At 43.6% G+C, this 20,021-nt stretch carries 18 protein-coding genes and 1 tRNA gene; 12 read left to right on the forward strand and 7 right to left on the reverse strand.

Annotation, left to right across the window (positions count from 1 at the left end; genetic code table 11):
- Positions 1–14: 14 nt before the first annotated feature.
- The 3 genes from acpS to SOM48_RS02770 all read right to left on the reverse strand — a co-directional run bounded on the left by acpS (position 15) and on the right by SOM48_RS02770 (position 4,848).
- Positions 15–398 (reverse strand): holo-ACP synthase, encoded by a 384-nt coding sequence (acpS, locus tag SOM48_RS02760; protein WP_054803122.1) that lies wholly within the window; start codon positions 396–398, stop codon positions 15–17.
- A 5-nt stretch (positions 399–403) separates the two neighbouring features.
- The gene (locus tag SOM48_RS02765) at positions 404–2,044 is read right to left on the reverse strand and encodes a ShlB/FhaC/HecB family hemolysin secretion/activation protein (protein WP_320511390.1); all 1,641 of its coding nucleotides are present in this window, start codon (positions 2,042–2,044) and stop codon (positions 404–406) included.
- A 65-nt stretch (positions 2,045–2,109) separates the two neighbouring features.
- The gene (locus tag SOM48_RS02770) at positions 2,110–4,848 is read right to left on the reverse strand and encodes a filamentous hemagglutinin N-terminal domain-containing protein (protein WP_320511391.1); all 2,739 of its coding nucleotides are present in this window, start codon (positions 4,846–4,848) and stop codon (positions 2,110–2,112) included.
- Between the two features lie 1,067 nt (positions 4,849–5,915).
- Between SOM48_RS02770 and ecpA the strand changes: the two genes are divergently transcribed.
- From ecpA to SOM48_RS02805, 7 genes are all read left to right on the forward strand, one after another.
- Positions 5,916–6,497 (forward strand): common pilus major fimbrillin subunit EcpA, encoded by a 582-nt coding sequence (gene ecpA, locus SOM48_RS02775; RefSeq protein WP_076769653.1) that lies wholly within the window; start codon positions 5,916–5,918, stop codon positions 6,495–6,497.
- Positions 6,498–6,550: 53 nt separating this feature from the next.
- Positions 6,551–7,219 carry an EcpB family pilus assembly chaperone gene (locus SOM48_RS02780; RefSeq protein WP_320511392.1) on the forward strand — a complete coding sequence of 223 codons (669 nt, stop codon included), beginning with the start codon at positions 6,551–6,553 and terminating at the stop codon, positions 7,217–7,219.
- 18 nt (positions 7,220–7,237) lie between these two features.
- Positions 7,238–9,769 carry a CS1-pili formation C-terminal domain-containing protein gene (locus tag SOM48_RS02785; RefSeq protein WP_414672785.1) on the forward strand — a complete coding sequence of 844 codons (2,532 nt, stop codon included), beginning with the start codon at positions 7,238–7,240 and terminating at the stop codon, positions 9,767–9,769.
- Complete coding sequence (gene ecpD / locus SOM48_RS02790) at positions 9,759–11,402, forward strand: fimbrial adhesin EcpD (RefSeq protein ID WP_076769650.1); 1,644 nt, start codon at positions 9,759–9,761, stop codon at positions 11,400–11,402. The genes SOM48_RS02785 and ecpD overlap by 11 nt, the downstream gene beginning before the upstream one ends.
- A complete protein-coding gene (locus tag SOM48_RS02795; protein ID WP_320511393.1) occupies positions 11,392–12,069 on the forward strand; it encodes a fimbria/pilus periplasmic chaperone in 678 nt (225 codons plus the stop codon). The genes ecpD and SOM48_RS02795 overlap by 11 nt, the downstream gene beginning before the upstream one ends.
- Positions 12,070–12,360: 291 nt before the next feature.
- Positions 12,361–13,227, forward strand: coding sequence for a transcriptional regulator (locus tag SOM48_RS02800; protein WP_054803118.1), 867 nt, complete (start codon positions 12,361–12,363; stop codon positions 13,225–13,227).
- The gene (locus tag SOM48_RS02805; protein WP_054803150.1) at positions 13,220–13,699 is read left to right on the forward strand and encodes a hypothetical protein; all 480 of its coding nucleotides are present in this window, start codon (positions 13,220–13,222) and stop codon (positions 13,697–13,699) included. The genes SOM48_RS02800 and SOM48_RS02805 overlap by 8 nt, the downstream gene beginning before the upstream one ends.
- A 128-nt stretch (positions 13,700–13,827) precedes the next feature.
- On the opposite strand, the gene SOM48_RS02810 is transcribed toward SOM48_RS02805, so the two are convergent.
- Both SOM48_RS02810 and SOM48_RS02815 read right to left on the reverse strand, forming a co-directional pair.
- Positions 13,828–13,915, reverse strand: a tRNA-Ser gene (locus SOM48_RS02810).
- Between the two features lie 140 nt (positions 13,916–14,055).
- Positions 14,056–15,684 (reverse strand): ABC transporter substrate-binding protein, encoded by a 1,629-nt coding sequence (locus SOM48_RS02815; protein ID WP_320511394.1) that lies wholly within the window; start codon positions 15,682–15,684, stop codon positions 14,056–14,058.
- A gap of 269 nt (positions 15,685–15,953) precedes the next feature.
- Here SOM48_RS02815 and yccA point away from each other — a divergent pair, with 269 nt between their 5' ends.
- The gene (gene yccA, locus SOM48_RS02820; protein ID WP_320511395.1) at positions 15,954–16,613 is read left to right on the forward strand and encodes an FtsH protease modulator YccA; all 660 of its coding nucleotides are present in this window, start codon (positions 15,954–15,956) and stop codon (positions 16,611–16,613) included.
- Positions 16,614–16,701: 88 nt separating this feature from the next.
- Positions 16,702–17,031: a sulfurtransferase TusE gene (tusE, locus tag SOM48_RS02825; RefSeq protein WP_054803116.1), complete on the forward strand. Its 330-nt coding sequence runs from the start codon at positions 16,702–16,704 to the stop codon at positions 17,029–17,031.
- Here tusE and yccX read toward each other — a convergent pair.
- The gene (gene yccX / locus SOM48_RS02830) at positions 17,028–17,309 is read right to left on the reverse strand and encodes an acylphosphatase (protein ID WP_320511396.1); all 282 of its coding nucleotides are present in this window, start codon (positions 17,307–17,309) and stop codon (positions 17,028–17,030) included. The two genes, tusE and yccX, sit on opposite strands and share 4 nt — an antisense overlap.
- Positions 17,310–17,400: 91 nt before the next feature.
- Between yccX and rlmI the strand changes: the two genes are divergently transcribed.
- Positions 17,401–18,591, forward strand: coding sequence for a 23S rRNA (cytosine(1962)-C(5))-methyltransferase RlmI (gene rlmI, locus SOM48_RS02835; protein WP_288881295.1), 1,191 nt, complete (start codon positions 17,401–17,403; stop codon positions 18,589–18,591).
- Positions 18,592–18,651: 60 nt separating this feature from the next.
- Entirely contained in the window at positions 18,652–18,969 is a 318-nt protein-coding gene (gene hspQ / locus SOM48_RS02840; protein WP_023481608.1) for a heat shock protein HspQ, read from the forward strand.
- Positions 18,970–18,998: 29 nt separating this feature from the next.
- Here hspQ and SOM48_RS02845 read toward each other — a convergent pair whose 3' ends face one another.
- A complete protein-coding gene (locus tag SOM48_RS02845; RefSeq protein WP_023481329.1) occupies positions 18,999–19,412 on the reverse strand; it encodes a CoA-binding protein in 414 nt (137 codons plus the stop codon).
- 136 nt (positions 19,413–19,548) lie between these two features.
- On the opposite strand from SOM48_RS02845, the gene mgsA reads away from it, so the two are divergent.
- Positions 19,549–20,007 carry a methylglyoxal synthase gene (gene mgsA / locus SOM48_RS02850; protein ID WP_023481788.1) on the forward strand — a complete coding sequence of 153 codons (459 nt, stop codon included), beginning with the start codon at positions 19,549–19,551 and terminating at the stop codon, positions 20,005–20,007.
- Positions 20,008–20,021 lie beyond the last annotated feature (14 nt).

The raw sequence follows: 20,021 nt of genomic DNA on the forward strand, positions 1-20,021 counted from the left end.
TCCTTTGTCCTTGCTCAGGAGATAATTGTCACTGCAATAGCGTGTGTTCGACAGTGGGATATGCTCAGTGAGATATGTTCGATATCTCTCTCTTGGATTATCTGTGCTATCCGACCGGAAAGAGAAAAATAGGGACATCCGAAACAGTCATGCTGGACCTCCATATCCTGAAAAGTTATCCCTTCACGAAACCCCAAACCTAACGCTTTCACAAGAGACTCTTTTGCAGCCCAAAAACCTGACGCTCTCTCATAATCCAGACACTCTGCGATAAATTTATCTCTCTCTGAAAGAGAAAACACACGATGGAGAAAACCATCCCCACCATTATTTATTGCTCGTGTAATCTTGCTTACTTCAACAATGTCCGTACCAAGGTAAAAGCGCTTTTTAGCCATAGTTATTAAAGCTGATAACTGATGTTAAATTTCGCCGTAAAATCATCGACGATCATCTTTGAAGGAGAGAGCAAAGGAAGAGACAAAGATAGTTCATATCCCAAAGACTGGACATTCCCTTTTACTCCTCCAGTAACCCCCACGAGTTTGTCGCCACCATATATTTGCCGTATAGACTTGCTCCCACCTACTTGCCCATAATCAGCCCCAAAGAAAGGGGTAACCCCGTAAAAGCCAGTGTTAATATTAAGAGTATTTTGTATGTAGAAACCATTTATCGCATCAACACCAGAACTGTTTTCAAACCCTCGTACATTCCAGCGATTACCAATATTAAACTGATCCTGAATCGTTAGTGCTGCGGGGCTGTATTGCGCACCGATGGACATCTCATACCAGGCAGGCATAGATGACAACTCCAGCGCCTTTAAATATGTCATATTTAAATTATAGATATGACTGGCGCGATCCACGTCGCCAGATAACATATCTGGTGTTTCTTTTCCAGCTGGCCATTTAACAAACTGCTGCCAACTTAATGTTGAATCTAATGAAGCTCCGTCAAACCCCTGAATATAATTGAAGGCCAGTTTTACGTTGCTCATATCGCGTTTCTGCATTGCCAGTTTGACACCGCCAAACTCATAATCGGCTTTTCTCTTGAAGATTTCCAGGCTTGCTGAAAGTTTCTTTGACATATCGCGAAAAAGTAGGCGCGAAGTTTTAAAACTGTAATATTTATTCCTACCCATATAATCATAATCCCATCCAGCAATGGGTATGTTTTGATTTGAGACGCTGGTGCTATAGATAAATTCATAGTCCCAAAACCCATATGGGAAGGAGTACCAGGCGGTTATATTTTTGTAGCCTCCAGTTGTACTACTCGCTCCGGAAAGATAACCCACATCACTTATGCCAGCGATATTGAACAGATAAAGTGCACCACTTGTTATATTTTGCCCAGTACTTTTATCACCCCAATTACTATAGTTTGCTTTTGCACTCCATCTCTTTGTACGGTGGGTGTTTATAATGATATTGCTATAACCGTTTTGATTTCCGGGTGCGACATTTATCTTAACATCAACTGCGGGCGTTCTTTGCAAATTTTCAAGCCCTTGCTCAATATCCCTTAGATTAAGAATGTCGCCTTCTTTAAAAGGCAGGATGAGAGTGGTAACGTCACCGCTTTCAATTAAAATATGCTCTATCCGACCCGGTGTAACCGTTATAACAAGCGTGCCTGTAGTTAAATCTTGACTGGGAATGTCAATACGCGTTGTTACAAAGCCAGCATTAATAAAGTAATCTTGAATGATTTTAGCCAGACTGCGAATGCCATTGACGCCAAGGCATTCCCCAGTAAATTTATTTTTTATATCCTTAATATTTTGATCATTTATAAAATCATTATCAAGAGTAAGACTGGTTATGGGATAACATATTTTTTCCTCAGGAACCTTGATATTATCAATAATCAACTCTCTTTTATCAGAGAAAACATCTTTCTTCTCAATTTTATTCTCACGCAATAGATTTGCGTCGTTGCGCTGCTGTTCCCTCGCAAAATGGTCAAGATTGTCGGCTGCGGCCACATGAAAACAAAAAAAACAAATAAGAAAATGGATTTTATAGAGTTGCACTATTACGGTCGCTCAGATTGAATTAAAAGCAGCAGCATTGCTGCTGCTTTTATAACGTTTTTAAATCACAAACCAACGATAGTGCCTGTGCCGGTTAACTGTGCGGTGTTAAGTACAAGTCCCCTTTCACCGCCTAAAACAGCATTAGCACCAGAGTTATGTATTAACTTCGAAGTAATTACTGCGTTGCCTTCAGTATAGATGTTTTTGTAATTGTAAATCGTGCGAGCAGCGTTGACATCGAGATAATCCCAGGCAACCACATTACCATAGTTAGTCACATCAAGTGCTGATTTGATGAATGCTGAACTACCAACCATGTTGCCCTTGCTGCTATTAACAACATTACCATCCGATTCAACATAAAGCACCGTACCTGCAGCAATATCCTTTTCATTGGTAAGAGTGCCAGTTGTATCTACTTCCAAGGTATTATCAGCAGAAATAGTATTGTAGTTATGCAATGCCCCCGCAACACGTACTACCGAGTTCTGCTTACTACTAATCCACCCATAATTATTAAAATCGCTGCCGACAATTAACGAGAGATGACGATCGGCTGAAATTATCCCTGTTGAATCATTGTTTTCAATTGATCCAGAGCTGTAATTTGACAGAGAGTCAACATCAATATTGAGATCGCCAGTACTATGGATCGTGGCATAATTGTTAACCAAGCGTTTGGCCTTAATATTTGCATCACTTCCACTGACGAGCAAGCCGCGATAATTGTCGAGTGTTTCTGCAACATTCAAAGTTAACGGGCCGTGCTCGGCAATAATGCGACTATGCGTATTATTAATAGACTTAGCGTTAATTGTCACACCATTAGTCCCAATCAATCCGCCAATTTGACCGGGTATTCCGAAGTAATTACCATACCACGATCCGAAATCTTCACCATAGGTGTTATTAACACTGGTTTTAGCATCAATCTTGAGAAGGTTATTTGCAACCATCAATCCATGATAGTTATCAACATCTGCTTCTGTTTGGATTGAGATATCTTTGCCAAGAATCACCCCACCCACGTTCTTGACGTTTTTAGCTTTAATATCAACATTACCGAACTGTGAACTTACTAAACCAATATGGTTGTTAAAATACCCGGTTAAATCTATGTTAACTCCACGGTCCCCCATAATCTGACCGACATAAAGACTATTATCCATTGTGGAGCCGATGACTGAAACGGTGTCTTTCGAAAGAAGCCTTCCACTGGAGTTGTCGATATTGCCAATCGCAGACAGTGACACAGCTTTATCAGCGGCTATTTTCCCATTACGATTGTTGATCGTACTACTACTTTCCAGGGAGATCGTACCTGATGAACTGATTCCACCAGTCGAATTATTAATCGTGCCAGCTTTTAACTTAATACCGTCGTCACCTGCAATTAATCCTAAGGAATCGTTACTGGTAGCATCAGCAGTGATATTATCTTTGTTGATAAAATACTTAGCCGTCTCAATCTGAATGCCCCCTGCTTGTGACCTAATAAGGCCTTTGGTGTTATCAATATTCCCGGAGCTGATCATATCAATTTTTCCGGTAGATTGAATTTCACCTCCAACATTAGTTATCTCTGAAGTTTCAAAAGCAACATAACCACCCTTGATCTGCCCAGCCCGGTTATCTAACTTACCTGTTTTTAAGGCGACAACAGCGGCTTCCAGGCCTGCAGAACTACCTTTACCGCTGTTAATTAACGTTTTGCCATTAGTATTGACACCTAAAATCCCACCAGAAGAAATTTTACCGTTTTTGTTATTAAACTCACCACTATCTATATAGATATCGGATTCTGAAGCAATACTACCGGCGCTAGTGTTATTTATTGAATTCTTCGTCGTGTTAATAAATATTTTGCCCTTACCCGATATATCTCCACCGATATTTTCCAGCACACCATTAGTTGTGATGTTGGTAGAGCCAACTGATTGAACCTCACCGCCAGTGTTAATAAACTTACCATTTACATTAATATGGATATCATTAGCACCACCGGCAATAACCCCCATATTTCTGACACCAACTCCACTTTCAGTACTGATCAAATTAATATGATTTGCATACATCCCGCCAAGATCAGACACATCAACCGCGTATGTATTCCTGATACCGCTTGCTGTTACATGGCCTAAGACCTCAGCATTTTTATTGACATAATTATTACCTGCGATAACAGTAAGTTCATCCGTCACGATTTGCCCCTGTACTGCAACAGAGCGAGCAAGAATTTCTGTTGGCGAAGAGCTCATTAGCCCTTTGACAGTAATAACACCACCTCCAACTGAATAACCTCTTAACATGCCGTTCTGAATATCTGGTCTACCGGTCGTGATAGTGGCTTTACTGGTATTGATAAAACCACTGCCCAGGCTAGTAGAGATACCATTCGGGTTGGCAATGACTAAATGAGCTTTGTCTCCTGCAACCTCCATCAGGCCTTCAAGCATGCTGGTTTTATTCGAAGTGACTTCATTAAGGATGACTTTGGCGCTACCAGAGGTAAGGTTGCTATTACCCGCTATGGCTCCCCCAATTACGGTATTTGTGCCAGATGAGCTGTTATTGAAAATAACCCCGTTCTTGCCAACATTGAAATCATCATAAACGTTATGAGAGAGGCCATTATCATTGGGATTGGCAATATTGATTACGGGTACGCCATTTGAACTGGCAATGGTGCCATTTTTAATATTCAGATCGCCTGCTTGAGCAAGAACCGGTAGAGAGAGCAGAATAGAAGCTGCTACTGGATTGAATCTCATCAAACGCCCTGTTTTTCTTTTACCTTTCATTTATTTCCTACCTGTAATTTATGCAACTTATTAAGATGAGTTTAGCCGCTTACTAAATCGACTTTTGAAGTACTTTATGTAGGCATCTAAACTCGTTATGCAGATTGAAACCACGCTAACATTGGAGCTCCGCCATTTGTCTTAACACTTATTTCGGCATACGGATTTGCAATACACATACCAAAAACACATACCCTAGAATTAGTTAATATCAAACACACTTTGAAGAGCTAATAGGAATTTTTTAATTATTGCTAAAGAGCGCATTAAAACAAGTGAATTATCCTTAAAAAAAGGCCAGGTGCTTACCAAGTAAAATTAAGATGAATTCTCATTTTACCTTTCAACTCAACCACTTATAAAAACAAATTATACAACTAATGAATTTAAGATTATTTCATATAACTACTGCAAATATTCAATACATAAAAATAACATCTGCATTGAAAATTTACATAGGTCGCACCAGACAGTATTTGCCTCCCTTCAACCAACACTTCCATTAAAGAGTCAACGGGAGCACAAAAGTTTCCATAACCAGGAGTGCGACAAATAGTCATATTATTAAATAAGAAAAATAGCTAAACATAAAATCTTAAAGAAAAATCGAACCACATCGCTCTTAAATAAAGAAATTATTATTTAAGTAATGCTTATGTTCTTCTTAAAAACGAATAAGAGATCTTATCAATACAACACAAATACGTTACTGACATGTTATCAGCAGGACGGGAAACCACGTTTTTTCATGTAAAAAGAGATCAATAATTTAACACATATTATTTATTAGCTAATTAACACTTTATTGCTATCCAATCATTTTACGGCAAGGTTATTATTTTTGTCGGAAGCAGTGGCTTTGCGTGAGATCGCGATTCATTCGAGTGAGTACATGTTCGCTATCAAACGTAAATGCGCAATATTAGCTTGTTATTAGCACACTTAAGCAAGTTATATCCTTTAGCTTCTTTCAATCAGATTAGCGCGTAATGAGATCTGAATTGTAAAAAACCCTTGTTAATACAAGGAACCTTTAAGGTTAAAACCATCAAGAGTAAGGTGCATTTATGAAACGTAAAATTTTAGCGCTTGCATTATTGTCTTCTTTTAGCATGGGTGCAGTTCAGGCAGCTGATACTACAGCACAAGCTGTGGCGACATGGTCCGCAACAGCAAAAAAAGATACCACTAGTAAATTAGTGGTTACTCCCCTGGGAAGTCTTTCATTCCAGTACGCTGAGGGCGTTAAAGGGTTCAATACTCAAAAAGGTCTTTTTGACGTTGCAGTTGAAGGAGATTCAAGCGCAACGGCATTTAAACTAACCTCACGATTAGTAAGTAACACGCTAACACAGCTTGATGGATCAGGGTCAACGCTGAATGTTGGAGTTAATTACTTTGGTAATGCGGTCGACAAAACGTCAGATACAGTTCTTGTTGACACCCTTACCGGTAAAAGTGGTGGTCTGAGCAATATTGCTTCTAATTATAATCAAGCAGGTCGTTTTGCTGGTCAGGATGCATTTACATTCTCGATCGCAAGTGCAACTACTGATGGCACAACACCTGCAACAGATTTAAGTGTATTGCCAGAAGGTATTTGGAGCGGCGATGTTAGCGTCCAGTTCGATGCAACATGGACTAGCTAACTTTCATTAATTAAGGAGCGAGGGACCGCTCCTTTTTTTTAGGACAAGAAATTATGAAAAAAATTATTTTTGTGTTAAATTTTTCTTTAACTGTCATGATGCCTGCATATGCATTAGATATTGGAGACATATCTTCTTTTATGTATAGCGATAGTTCCGTTATCAGTAAGGAGATAAAGAACTCTACAAATACAGGTCGTCTTATCAATATCAGAGTTGAGAGAATAACAAACCCTCTAGAAGGAGGTACAATCATTCCCATGGAGAGTAAAAATGAGCTTCTTTTGACGCCAGGAAGTTTATTGCTACCCGCTAATAGCAATGAGACCATTCGTTTTTTTTACAAAGGACCGACTGACGATAAAGAACGTTACTACCGAATTCTTTGGTCCGATCAATCGTTAAGCGAAGGCAAAAGAAGCAACGCAAAGCGCCATGCTGTTGCCACAGCATCAGCGCTTATTAGTTCAATATTGGTTGTTGCTCCTCGTAAAGCTAAATATGAATACAAATATTCCACAGGAAAAATAACCAACCCTGGAAATGCTACGTTACGTATTATCGCCTATGGCCCATGTTTAAAACCGACTGATGGTGAGTCTTGCAAAGAAAATTACTATCTTATGCCCGGTAAGTCGCGAACATTCACTCGAGTCAATGTTGCAGATAAGAATGGCCGTGTAGCTTTCTGGCAAGAGAATCATTTCGTTTCAGTTAAATAGTTTTGGGAGATTTTGTCTGTGCGCATTGTCGAGAATAAAACCCTCCAGGCTTGCGTTACTTATACCGTCATTTTCTTTGCTGGCATGAGTGAAGTTTACTCCTCTCCTCTTCAGAGTTTACATGTCGCCGGCATCATGGTTCCTGATGCTTTTAGGAAAGCATTACAAGATGGTATGAGTATCCCTTTATTCATCCATCTAAATGGGGTTTCTGGTACGCAAGATGATCAGCGTATCGGCACTGCTTCCATTTGGCTCGATGAAAATATGGTGAAAGTGCGCTTAATTGAGCTTGAAGATCAGAATGGCAATGCGTCGTTGAATGATCACACACGGTCAAAAATTAATAGTCTAAAAGATATTCCATTTAATGAAGAGTCTAAAATACCCATTACCGCTAATGCCTGGTTATACCTAAACTTCCAACAACTTACATTGCAAGTGATCGTCACTCAGCAAGCACTAAAAACCCTTTTCCGCCCTAAAATCGAGGATATCGGTGAATCAAGTGCAGAAGATCTTAGTAGTACAATTGCTTATAACTTTGGCATCTATAACAATAAAATGAAGGGGGGAGATAGTAGTACTTCAAATTACCTTTCACTTGACTCAGTTACAGCCCTAAAAGAGCACCATTTAATGATGAATGGCACTGTGTATGGCCTGGGATCGAATTCCCAACAGGCTCAGATCTACCGTGCCATGTACGAACGTGACTTTTCAGGCTTCAGAGTTGCCGGTGGCATGCTAGACTCCTGGAACTTACAATCTCTTGGATCGGTCACTGCGCTTCCTTCTGGAAGAATTTATGGTTTCTCCTGGGGCAACCACGCGCAGTCAACGGTCTTCAATGATTCGCACTCCGTTATCCCCGTCATTGTTTTCCTGCCCTCTGCTGGCGAAGTTCACCTTTCTCGGGATGGTAAACTTCTCAGCGTACAGAACTTTAGCATGGGCAGTCATGAAGTTGACACCAGCGGACTCCCTTATGGCATTTACGATATCAAAGTCGATGTTATCGTTAATGGGCAACATATAAGCCAAAATATTCAGCGAGTTAACAAACTTTTTGCGCGGGGTAAATCAGCGGGAATGCCATTCCGTTGGCAATTTTGGGGAGGTAACATACATATGGAGCGATGGGAGAGTGGCGATAGGGAAATTCAGAAAGCTAAAAACAGTCTCCTGATAGGATTGTCCACTTCAGGCGGTCTTAATGCGTTAGCCTGGATGGCTTCAGCATATAACTACGACTCAGTCACTGTCGGAGAACTTCAGCTCTCATGGCCCATTACCGAAGCTTTACAAATCAGCATGCAAAATATGTTAGCTACCGATGGATCATGGAGTTCCATTAGTAGTCTAAATGCAACTTTGCCCGGAAAATTTAGTTCTGTCTGGTTAAGCCAGGAAAAAACGTCTATAGGGAATACCCTTCGGCGTAGCGATGCTACCAATATTGCAATTGGTGCATCATTAAATCTCAATACGCTTTGGTCACGGCTAGGTTCCTTCAGCGCAAGCTATAACAAAGATCGCCAACATAACAGTCATTATTATACGGCTGATTATACGCAGACCCTCTACAATGGGCAGTTCGGTTCATTAGGATTACGAGCAGGCTTGCAACGCTATCAGCATAGCAATAGTCGGCAAACAACCCGTATGCAAAAATATGTTGCTTTTGATTTTCTACTTCCGCTCGGAAGCGCTTTTCGGGCCGGCATAACGCAGCAGAATGGCTATGCTATGGCAAACATCTCAGCTCAGAAGCAGTTCGATGAGGATGACACTATACAAGCTATCGGCGCCGATATTTCCAGAGGCATTTCTGGTAAAAACAGTAATAATAAAAACTTAAGCGCCACGGCATGGACAAAATATGAGAATCGCTTTTCAACCGGTACATTAAGTGTCAATAGCGGTCTTGATGGATACTTAAGCACAAATTTTACGGCTAACGGTAGTCTCGGCTGGCAAGGAAGTGAGATAGGTATGAGCGGCAGCACAGAGGGTAACGCTGGCGTGATATTACGTACTGATATTGAACATGATGGCCAACTCACTGCAAGAGTTAATGGTCGCCTTTTCCCACTACTAGGAAAACGTAACTATCTTCCTTTAGATCCTTACTCACGTTATGAAATTGAGATTCTTAATAGCAAAAAATCTGTCGATAGCTATAACATCGCAAACGGCAGAAAAGGTCAATTTACACTCTATCCGGGCAACGTTGTAACCATGGTGCCCGAAATTAAACAGATGGTAACCGTTTCGGGCCGGATACGCGCTGAGGACGGAACATTACTTGCCAATGCTCACATCAATAACCATATTGGAAGAACACGCACGGATAGTAATGGCGAGTTCGTAATGGATATTGATAAGAAATTCCCTACCGTTGATTTCAACTACGATGATAATAAACTTTGCGAAGCAAATTTGGATATAAGTAATGCGCGCGGCGCTGTTTGGGTAGGTGATATTATTTGCCAGGGGTTAAAAACGTTCGCTAGCACTATGGTTGATGGAGAGATAAATGAAGGTTAATTTATATTGGCTTTTAGCTTTTGTTTCTCTCTTCTTAACGGTTCATATTGTAGAAGCTGCCATGAACAAAACCGTCTTTTCCGATGCTCCTACTCGTGAATATGTTTTCGTAGAAAATAATAACAACGATAATTTTTTCGTTACTCCTACTGGTGCGCTCGATCCACGAATGACAGGTTCCAACCGTTGGACGGGCCTAAAATACAATGGTTCCGGAACCATTTACCAGCAGAGCCTTGGCTATATTGACAACGGCTATAATACGCTTTTATTGAGCAACCGTCGTTTCGATATGTGGCTTGAAAACGCGCCGACATCACATTTAATTACTGGGTTACGCTGCATTAACTGGTATAAAGGCTGCGATATGGCGACAAGCTTGATTTTGCCAGAAGCTACAGATGCAGCAGGATTTTATGGTGTCTCTGTCCCGTCAGGTGGTGCTAAATGGATGCATGGAATGATGAGCGATCAATTCTATCATTATCTTAATAATGCCTCCGTAGGGAGTAACTTTACCATGACCATTAATACTTGTACGACTGCAGAAAGTTACAGCGCTCATTTTGGTCAACGCTGTCGCAATATGGCCTCAGGTAACTGGTACGTACGTAAAGTCTCTTATACAAAAGGCGCTCATCTCAAGTTTGAAAATACTAACGGGATTACGGAAGTTTTCATTAATAGTGATGGCGTTCCGACGCTCGGCGAAGGAAACTCAAGCTGTTACCCCCTAGTTATCGGAAAAATCTCTGGCCTTGCCTGTAAAATGCTTACCTATTCCCTGCGTGATAATGGGATGAGTAACTCAACAATAAAAGTTTTTCCATCAATAAACAAACCAGCTCTCGAATCAGTGATAAATGCTGAAGATATGCAATTTAGTCTCGATAGCAACACCTGGAAGACAGTAAGCAAAACGAGTCATTACTTTACTTTTAATGAACTGAAAGGAAAAAGAAGTGTTTACATTTTTCTTTCACAAAATTTTTTCAAACAAATGGTTAAACTAGGTATCAGTGACAGCAATACAAACGATCTTTTTAATTTCAGAATGCATAATGCCCTTGCACCTGAATCCGGTTGGTATGAATTTTCCACATCCAGCCAGCTTATTATTAAACCAAGGGATTTTAGTGTAAGCATAATTTCTAAAGATTATGTCCAAAATCCCTCTCGCACCGGAAAAATCGGTAGAAATAGTCCTTCACTGGACTTTGATTATATTGTAACGACAAATGGCAAGACCTCAGCTGATGAAGTGCTAATCAGCGTAACAGGACCAACACAAAAAATTTACGGGCGCTCATGGTGTATATTTAAATCTTTAGATAGCTTAACTCAGGTTCCTTTTCCAGCATCATTAACTTATAAAACCAGAAATGGGGTCAATAAAACCTATGATGTCGGCTGCGATGGGCTATGGCGTGATATGACAGATGCCTTTTGGTTAACAACACCCTGGTTTAGCTCAAATGGGGCTATGGGATTGATGAACAAATCAAACGTCCGCTTCTCCATTCCTATGAACGATGAGCGCTCTTTGTATACATTAAATCATTCAACGTGGTTCGGGGATGTTAGCGCATCGGGAGAAATTAGAATTAAGGCGACCTGGCGGAATGTTAATTAAAAGAGTTATAAATTACGTTTGCTTGCTTTTTTGGCTTGCTCCATTTTTTGCGAATGCTATTTATGTTGGTAATCAAACCTTTTCGATTGATGCTGAAAGCAATATGTTCGCAAAATTGGTGATAAATAATAATAAATCCGCTCGTCTCTATCGTATAACTATCAGGGCAATCGACAGTCCAGGTATATCTGAAGTTTATTCTCAACCTGCTGACGGGGAGCTATTGTTCGCACCTCGACAAATGATGCTGCAACCAGGAGAGAGCGATTTCTTCAAGTTTTATTACCATGGCCCTGCAGATGATAAAGAACGTTACTACCGTGTTGCATTCGAAGAGATCCCGCCTCAGAACAAAATATCAAAGAACGCTAATGACAGTATTATAAGTATGGCACCGATCATAGTGATGGACACCATTCTTGTAGTGAGACCTCGTAAGATAAATTTCAAATGGTCTCTGAACCACTCCACAGGAGAGGTTGCTAACAATGGAAATACATGGTTTAAGGCGCTATTAAAACCCGGATGCGGAGCAAACGAAGATGCCAGTACGACATGGTATCTTCGGCCCGGTGAATCACTCCACAGTGGCCATGTAAAACAGGCGGGTGAAATATTCATACTCTATAACGATGCTTTTATAAAAATATATGATGAATGCACATGAATCATAACTGATTTTTATATTTCATGTGGTTATTGTTTATACAACCATACCGATATAATCAGATAGATGGTGAGTTTTACTACGAATTCACTCCAGAATTAGTCACGTTAAACTCTCATATAAGAAAATTGATGATTTGAGATCTTAAAGCCGTCTAATCAATATTCATTTAAGTCATAAAAAATCATGGAAATTGCGCTCCCATCATGTTGAAATTACCGGATGGAGTAATGGCTGTCTTAAATATGGAATGTTGATAAGGAACTCAGCTCTGGCTGCGTTGATAGGCATATGCACTGGATTATAAACGAATATATTGAATTCAGGCCCGTTTTAAAGAAATTAACCTCCCTTAAAAACCCTGAAGTAAGTGTGATCTTAACCACACCAGCAAGTCGGTGTCTTCTGTTATTACTTGAAGCCTCTCCCGATATTGTCTTACAGCAAGATTTTTTCAAGAAAGTATGGGAAGAGGAAGGTATGTTGGTTCCCGCTAATACTCTCTATCAGAACATTTCTATTGTCCGCCGCGGGTTGCGTGCAGTGGGCGATACGGATCAAAAACTCATCGCCACCATCCCTCGTAAAGGCTTTCAAATTGACGATGGCGTCAGGATCCTTAAACAGGAAGATATTGTAAAAGCGGATAACACGATTGAGCTTCCTGCTATTGACGTCCCGAGCTCAGACCTGCCTGAAAAGAGCGCAGTTCCAGAGGATGAGGATGCCTCACCCGAGCCTGTATTAACACCGACTTTCCAACCATTACCTGGTGAAGATGAGAATAGAATTAAGAAATTGCTTTTGCCTCTTCTGCTTATTCTTATCTCTTTTGTTACTGGCTTTATTGTCACAAGCTTCATTTGGTACAGACATGTTGAACCCGCCTTCTTCAACACTTATACGCTTACAGAAACTGATAACGGTTGTCATCTTCACACCAGGAATGACATTCATGATAACAATAATCCTTATTCAAAATATAAATCCTTAATTCTGAATACGGGCTTAAGTTGCAAAAGTTATCCCTGGGTCTACTTTCCTCTTTCCGTGACCTCCCCTACTTTGACTGCGTTAGCTTGTAAGAATAAATATACAACGGAATCTTCGCCAGGATGTATCTCTCTTCATATTACCGGAATCAACCGTGATGACTAAAAAGAGGGTTAGCTTATTAATAATTTGTCTGTTGGCAGGTCTCGGATTCGGCTATTTGTACCTCATGGTAACGACACACTTCCGCGCTGCGGAAACCTGCACGGCGGTTGTGGTTGTGTTTAACAAGGACGCACAAGCTAATTTGACACTGGACTTTATGTACAACAGACGGACCCTAAGCGGTATCGTCTCTGTTAGCGGACGTTACCGTGATCCCAACCATACAGAGGGTACAATAAGAAGGGATGTCGCTTATACATGGGTTGAGAACAAAAATACTTTTCACCTTTTATCAACCAATATTAATAAGGTCGATAATGTTGAGAGTTTACCTGAGGATGTCATCGCTACTGTCCTGCCGGCGTTCTATGTTTACCCTAACAGACGGGTAAATTATGCAATTCAACCGCAAGGGAGTAGCAGCTTTCTGTTCAGTGTCGGTAAACGCCCTTTGTTTGTCTGTACCAGGTGATGAACGTTCAGAAAAGGCAGTAGAGGTGTAAGTTGGCTATTTGATAGTTTTTAGCGGCGTATAAACACGGTTTTACTTGCGAAGCAAAAAAAACAAGGGGTTACCTTTCGGTAACCCCTTATCAGATATGGCGGAAGCGCAGAGATTCGAACTCTGGAACCCTTTCGGGTCGCCGGTTTTCAAGACCGGTGCCTTCAACCGCTCGGCCACACTTCCGGTGTGAGGCGCACTATAAACATCCCTGCCCTTCATGTAAAGCGTGACAATGTTCGTTTGCGTGAAAAACAACCAAAAACAGGTTAATCGCTTTAAACATCAACACAGTGCTCAATAAAGAAGCGGATAAGGACAGCGTTTTAATGTTTTTTGATGTACATATCTTGCGTGAGATAGTAACCCAGCGGATCGGGATTGAAACCACCCACCCATGGTTTCACCAAATGCGTACGGACATAGTGATAAACCGGGATTGCTGGAACATCACGCGCCAGAAGATCTTCTGCTTGCTGATAATATTTTCCTCGCTCAGCAATATCTTTCGCCTTCGCTGCATTATCCAGCGCCTCGTCATAGGCTGAATTGCTGTACTTACTGGTATTCTCACTACTTCCGGTACGGAAGTTGTTCAGGAAGGTTGCTGCATCATCGTAATCCGCGATCCATGCATAGCGCACTGCGTCAAAATTGCCGGTATGCATCGTATCCAGCATTGTTTTCCATTCCTGATTCTGCAGCTTTGCCTCTACACCAAGATTTTTTTTCCACATTGAACTCGCAGCAATGGCAATCCGTTGATGCGTCTCCATCGTGTTGTAGAGAAGATTAAAACTTAGAGGGTGCGCTTCATTGAAGCCCGCCTCGTTTAACAATTTCTTCGCCTCTGCAAGGCGTTTTTCACGCGGCCATGTTGAATAATCTGGCGGAGATAACTTCACTCCGCCGATTTCTGGCTGGCTGATGACCCATGCCGGCCTTTGCCCCTGCGCCATCACTTTGTCAGCAATAATATCTTTATCTAACCCCATATTGAGCGCGCGGCGCAGGCGTGGATCGTTGAAGGGGGGTTTAGTGGTATTGAATTCGTAATAGTAGGTTGCCAGTTGAGGCTCAACGCTGACCTGCTCGCCAAATGTTTTACGTAGCTGGGCAAACTGATTCACAGGAATTGTGTAGGTAATATCAATTTCCCCGGCCTTAAAGCGGTTTACATCTGCAGTTTCCGCGCTGATAGGCAGATACGTGACTTTATTGATCACTGTCGCCTTATTGTTCCAGTAGCGCGTGTTACGTTCCGCCACAATGCGCTCGTTGACCACCCAATCGGTCACTTTATACGCTCCGCTGGTGACGATATGTTCTGGTTTTGTCCACTTATCACCGAAGCGGTTAACCAGCACTGGATCGATCGGAACCATTGAGGGGTGAGCCAACATAGATAAAAAAGAGGCTGTCGGTTGAGTCAGGGTAACCTCAAGGGTCGAGTCATCCACTGCTTTTACACCCAGTGAATCAACTGGTTTTTTACCTTGTGCGATATCTTCTGCATTGAGGATATGCATATTGCCCGGATAGCTGGCGTAAGGAGAGGCCGTTTTCGGATCAACAAGACGCTGCCAACTCCAGACCACATCCTTAGCTGTAATTGCCGTACCATCTGACCAGGTCATCCCCGGGCGTAAATGAAACGTCCAGACAGTATTATTTTTGTTTTCCCATTTTTCGGCTAAAAGCGGCTCAATAGAACCATCCTTTTTGACTGCTAGCAGCCCATCGAACATATCGCGAATAATATTGAACTCGATGTCACTCTCAACTTTATGCGGGTCCAACGATGCTGGCTCGCTGCCATTATTGCGCACCAATTCCTGTTTTGCCGCCAGTTCAACACCTGCGGGTACGCTTGCCGCATAGGCCTGGGTCGTTGCGCACATCATCCCAACTGCCAATAAAACGTGAGTTATGTTGTTTAGTGTTTGTGGTTTCATATCCATTTCGCCTTTGAAATTTGTTATATACCGACGCCTTTACACTCTTAACGTGCTAAAGATTAGACGGCAAAACATTTCGAGCGATATAAGAGATAAATATGGGTCTGCATCACATTTGCTCCCAGAATCTTCTGGTCACCTTTTTAATCGATAAAACAGGTATCAGCAGCCGCTGCGATGAGTAAAGATGGGTAAAACGCCTTTTACAGCACGCAAGACTTTCCTAGACTCCACTTCTAATTACATCTGTCATAAGAGAGTGGCTTATGGATCGTCTACTTACTTCTTCGCGTGACCGCACATCCCTGCTGAGTACGCACAAAGTTCTTCGTAATACCTATTTTCTGCTCAGTCTGACACTGGCTTTTTCTGCGATTACCGCAACAGCAAGCACCGTTCTGATGCTCCCTTCACCGGGTCTTATTCTGACTCTGGTGGGTATGTATGGTTTGATGTTCTTAACCTATAAACTGGCGAATAAGCCAAGCGGTATTCTGGCAGCATTTGCTTTTACCGGCTTCCTTGGGTACATCCTCGGCCCAATGCTGAACGCGTATTTGTCTGCCGGGATGGGTGACGTCATTGCGCTGGCGCTTGGCGGTACCGCACTGGTATTTTTCTGCTGCTCAGCCTATGTGCTGACTACACGCAAGGATATGTCTTTCCTGGGCGGTATGCTGATGGCCGGTATCGTGGTTGTGCTAATCGGTATGGTTGCGAATATTTTCCTTCAGCTTCCTGCCCTGCATCTGGCAATCAGCGCAGTATTTATTCTGATCTCTACCGGTGCGATTTTGTATGAAACCAGCAATATTATTCATGGTGGCGAAACGAATTATATCCGTGCGACCGTGAGTCTCTATGTTTCGCTCTACAACATCTTTGTCAGCCTGCTGAGCATTCTCGGTTTCGCCAGCAGAGACTAACGCCAATCCCTTCTCCATCAGGCCCCGCTTATGCGGGGCTTTGTTTTTTGTTACACTCCCGCCGTCATAAACAGCCGTTGTGGAAACTATGTTGATCTTTGAAGGTAAAGAAATCGAAACAGATAGCGAAGGTTATTTAAAAGAGACTTCGCTGTGGAGCGAGGCTCTGGCAGAGGCGATCGCAGAGAAAGAGAGTATTTCTCTCTCCCCTGAACATTGGGAAGTGGTGCGTTTCGTGCGTGGCTTTTATCTGGAGTTCAATACTTCACCTGCGATTCGCATGCTGGTAAAGGCAATGGCCAATAAATATGGCGAAGAGAAAGGCAACAGCCGCTATCTCTATCGCCTCTTTCCAAAAGGACCGGCTAAACAGGCCACGAAAATTGCAGGCCTGCCTAAACCGGTTAAGTGCATCTAGTAGCGGATCCCAAAATCGCTCCACGCTTTGTCGGGTTGATGAGGCTCGGTCAAAACCTTATCAACCCGCGCGCTACGCGGCCCACCCGCTTTTAACCACTCAATCAGTTTGTTGACATTCTCAGCCTCACCGCAGGCAACCACCTCAACACTGCCATCATCCAGATTTCGCGCATATCCGACTAATCCCAGACGCTGCGCTTCGTGTTGCGTGGTGTAGCGAAATCCAACACCTTGTACGCTGCCGTGTACCCAGGCGATTGTGCAAGCTTGAGCCATATCTTATCTCCATCAATGCGGGCGCGTTGCATTTACCCGGCGAACCCGTGACAATAGCGCCCATTTTCTTCAGCCGACAGAATAGCCAAATATGAGTGTACGTTTAGTGTTAGCCAAAGGACGCGAGAAGTCATTGTTGCGTCGTCATCCCTGGGTGTTTTCCGGCGCCGTAGCGCGAATGGAAGGCAAAGCCAGCCTCGGAGAAACCGTGGATATCGTCGATCATCAGGGTAAATGGCTGGCCCGCGGAGCGCTCTCTCCCGCTTCACAAATCCGCGCGCGCGTCTGGACATTTGATAAAGACGAAAGCGTTGATATCGACTTCTTTATCCGCCGTTTACAGCAAGCGCAGCAGTGGCGTAACTGGCTCGCCGGGCGTGATGGTCTGGACAGCTATCGTCTTATTGCGGGCGAGTCTGACGGCTTACCCGGTGTAACGATTGACCGTTTCGGCAATTTTTTGGTGCTGCAACTTTTGAGCGCCGGAGCGGAATATCAGCGTCCGGCACTCCTTTCTGCACTACAAACGCTCTATCCGGAATGCGCTATTTACGATCGCAGTGATGTCGCGGTGCGAAAAAAAGAGGGACTGGAGTTAACACAAGGCCCGGTGTCAGGCGAGCTTCCTCCGCCGCTGCTGCCTATCGAAGAGAACGGCATGAAGCTGTTTGTTGATATTCAGGGTGGGCATAAGACAGGTTATTACCTTGACCAACGCGACAGCCGACTGGCGACACGTCGCTATGTAGCTGACAAACGCGTACTTAACTGCTTCTCTTACACTGGCGGCTTTGCCGTCTCCGCACTGATGGGCGGCTGTCGTGAGGTCGTGAGCGTCGATACCTCTCAGGAAGCGCTGGACGTTGCGAAGCAGAACATTACCCTGAATAAGCTCGATCTGAGCAAAGCGGAGTTTGTACGCGATGATGTGTTCAAACTGCTGCGTAAATATCGCGATCAGGGCGAAACCTTCGATGTGATAGTGATGGATCCGCCAAAATTCGTTGAAAACAAAAGCCAGCTAATGGGTGCGTGCCGCGGCTACAAAGATATCAACATGCTGGCTATTCAGTTGCTCAATCCCGGCGGCGTGCTGCTGACCTTCTCCTGCTCAGGTTTGATGACCACCGATTTATTTCAGAAAATCATCGCTGATGCCGCCTTAGATGCCGGGCGTGATATACAATTTATAGACCAGTTCCGTCAGGCCGCCGATCACCCGGTGATCGCAACCTACCCGGAAGGGCTTTATCTGAAAGGGTTTGCCTGTCGCGTCATGTAAGTTGAAATCTGGAGCCGCGCCCCCATATTTGGGGTTATCAAAGGTTCCCGGGAGGTGACAATGATAGCCAGCAAATTCGGTATCGGTCAGCAGGTTCGCCACTCACTGCTGGGGTATCTTGGCGTAGTGGTCGATATCGACCCAGAGTACTCGCTTGATGAGCCGTCAGCAGATGAGCTGGCAGTCAATGACGAGTTACGCATACTGCCCTGGTACCACGTAGTGATGGAAGATGACGACGGTCAACCTGTTCACACTTATCTGGCCGAAGCGCAGCTCACCAGCGAAATAACGGATGAGCACCCCGAACAGCCCTCAATGGATGAACTGGCGCGGACCATTCGGCGCCAGCTGCAGGCTCCAAGACTGCGAAACTGATCGTACCCCGCAACCAGCGGGGTATTTTTTTATTTCGCCAAACCCAGGCGCGGGATTTCAATCGCCGGGCAGCGATCCATCACTACGTTCAACCCCGCTTCCTGCGCCAGCACAGCAGCCTGTTCGTTAATCACGCCCAGTTGCATCCATAACGTTTTCGCCCCCACGGCAATCGCCTCTTGCGCGACGTCCCATGCGGCCTCGGAGTTGCGGAACACATCCACCATATCAATTTTTTCTGGCACCTCTGCCAGCGTCGCATACCCCTGCTGACCCAACAGCGTCGTTCCCGCCACTTTTGGTGAGACTGGGATCACATGATAGCCCTGATCTAACAGGTACTTCATGACGCGGTAGCTGGGACGATCGGGTTTGTCGCTTGCGCCAACCAGAGCGATGGTGTGCGTAGCGCGTAAAATCTCGGCAATATCGTTCTCTTTCATCATTTCCTCCGCTTGATTTCACAAAGTGTAAATCAATCGGGGTAACTCAACCATTTTCTGTTTTTTTTATGCGCTTCTCTTGCAGCATCAAGTGCTTCCAGTAATCTGTAGCAAACATCACTGACGGAAATAGATCATGGAATCAACCACTCGCACGCTACCCGTACGCAAGAATATCGCCCTTGTCGCGCACGATCACTGCAAGCAGTTGTTAATGAAATGGGTTGAGCGGCACCAGCCCGTGCTGGCAGCACATCAACTCTATGCAACCGGCACTACCGGTAATTTGATTCAACGCGCAACCGGGCTGGAAGTGAATGCTATGCTGAGCGGCCCGATGGGTGGCGATCAGCAGGTCGGCGCGCTCATCTCGGAAGGTAAAATCGACGTACTCATTTTCTTCTGGGATCCGCTAAATGCCGTCCCTCACGATCCTGATGTAAAAGCCCTGCTTCGCCTGGCAACGGTATGGAATATTCCTGTGGCAACCAACCTTTCAACCGCCGATTTTATTATCGAATCCCCGCAATTTAATCACAGCGTTGATATTTTGATTCCAGATTATCAGCGCTATCTGGCTGAGCGGTTAAAGTAACTTCAGGCGGCACC

Origin of the sequence: Kosakonia sp. CFBP8986 (assembly GCF_034044935.1) — a bacterium.
Taxonomy (GTDB): Bacteria; Pseudomonadota; Gammaproteobacteria; order Enterobacterales; family Enterobacteriaceae; genus Kosakonia; species Kosakonia cowanii.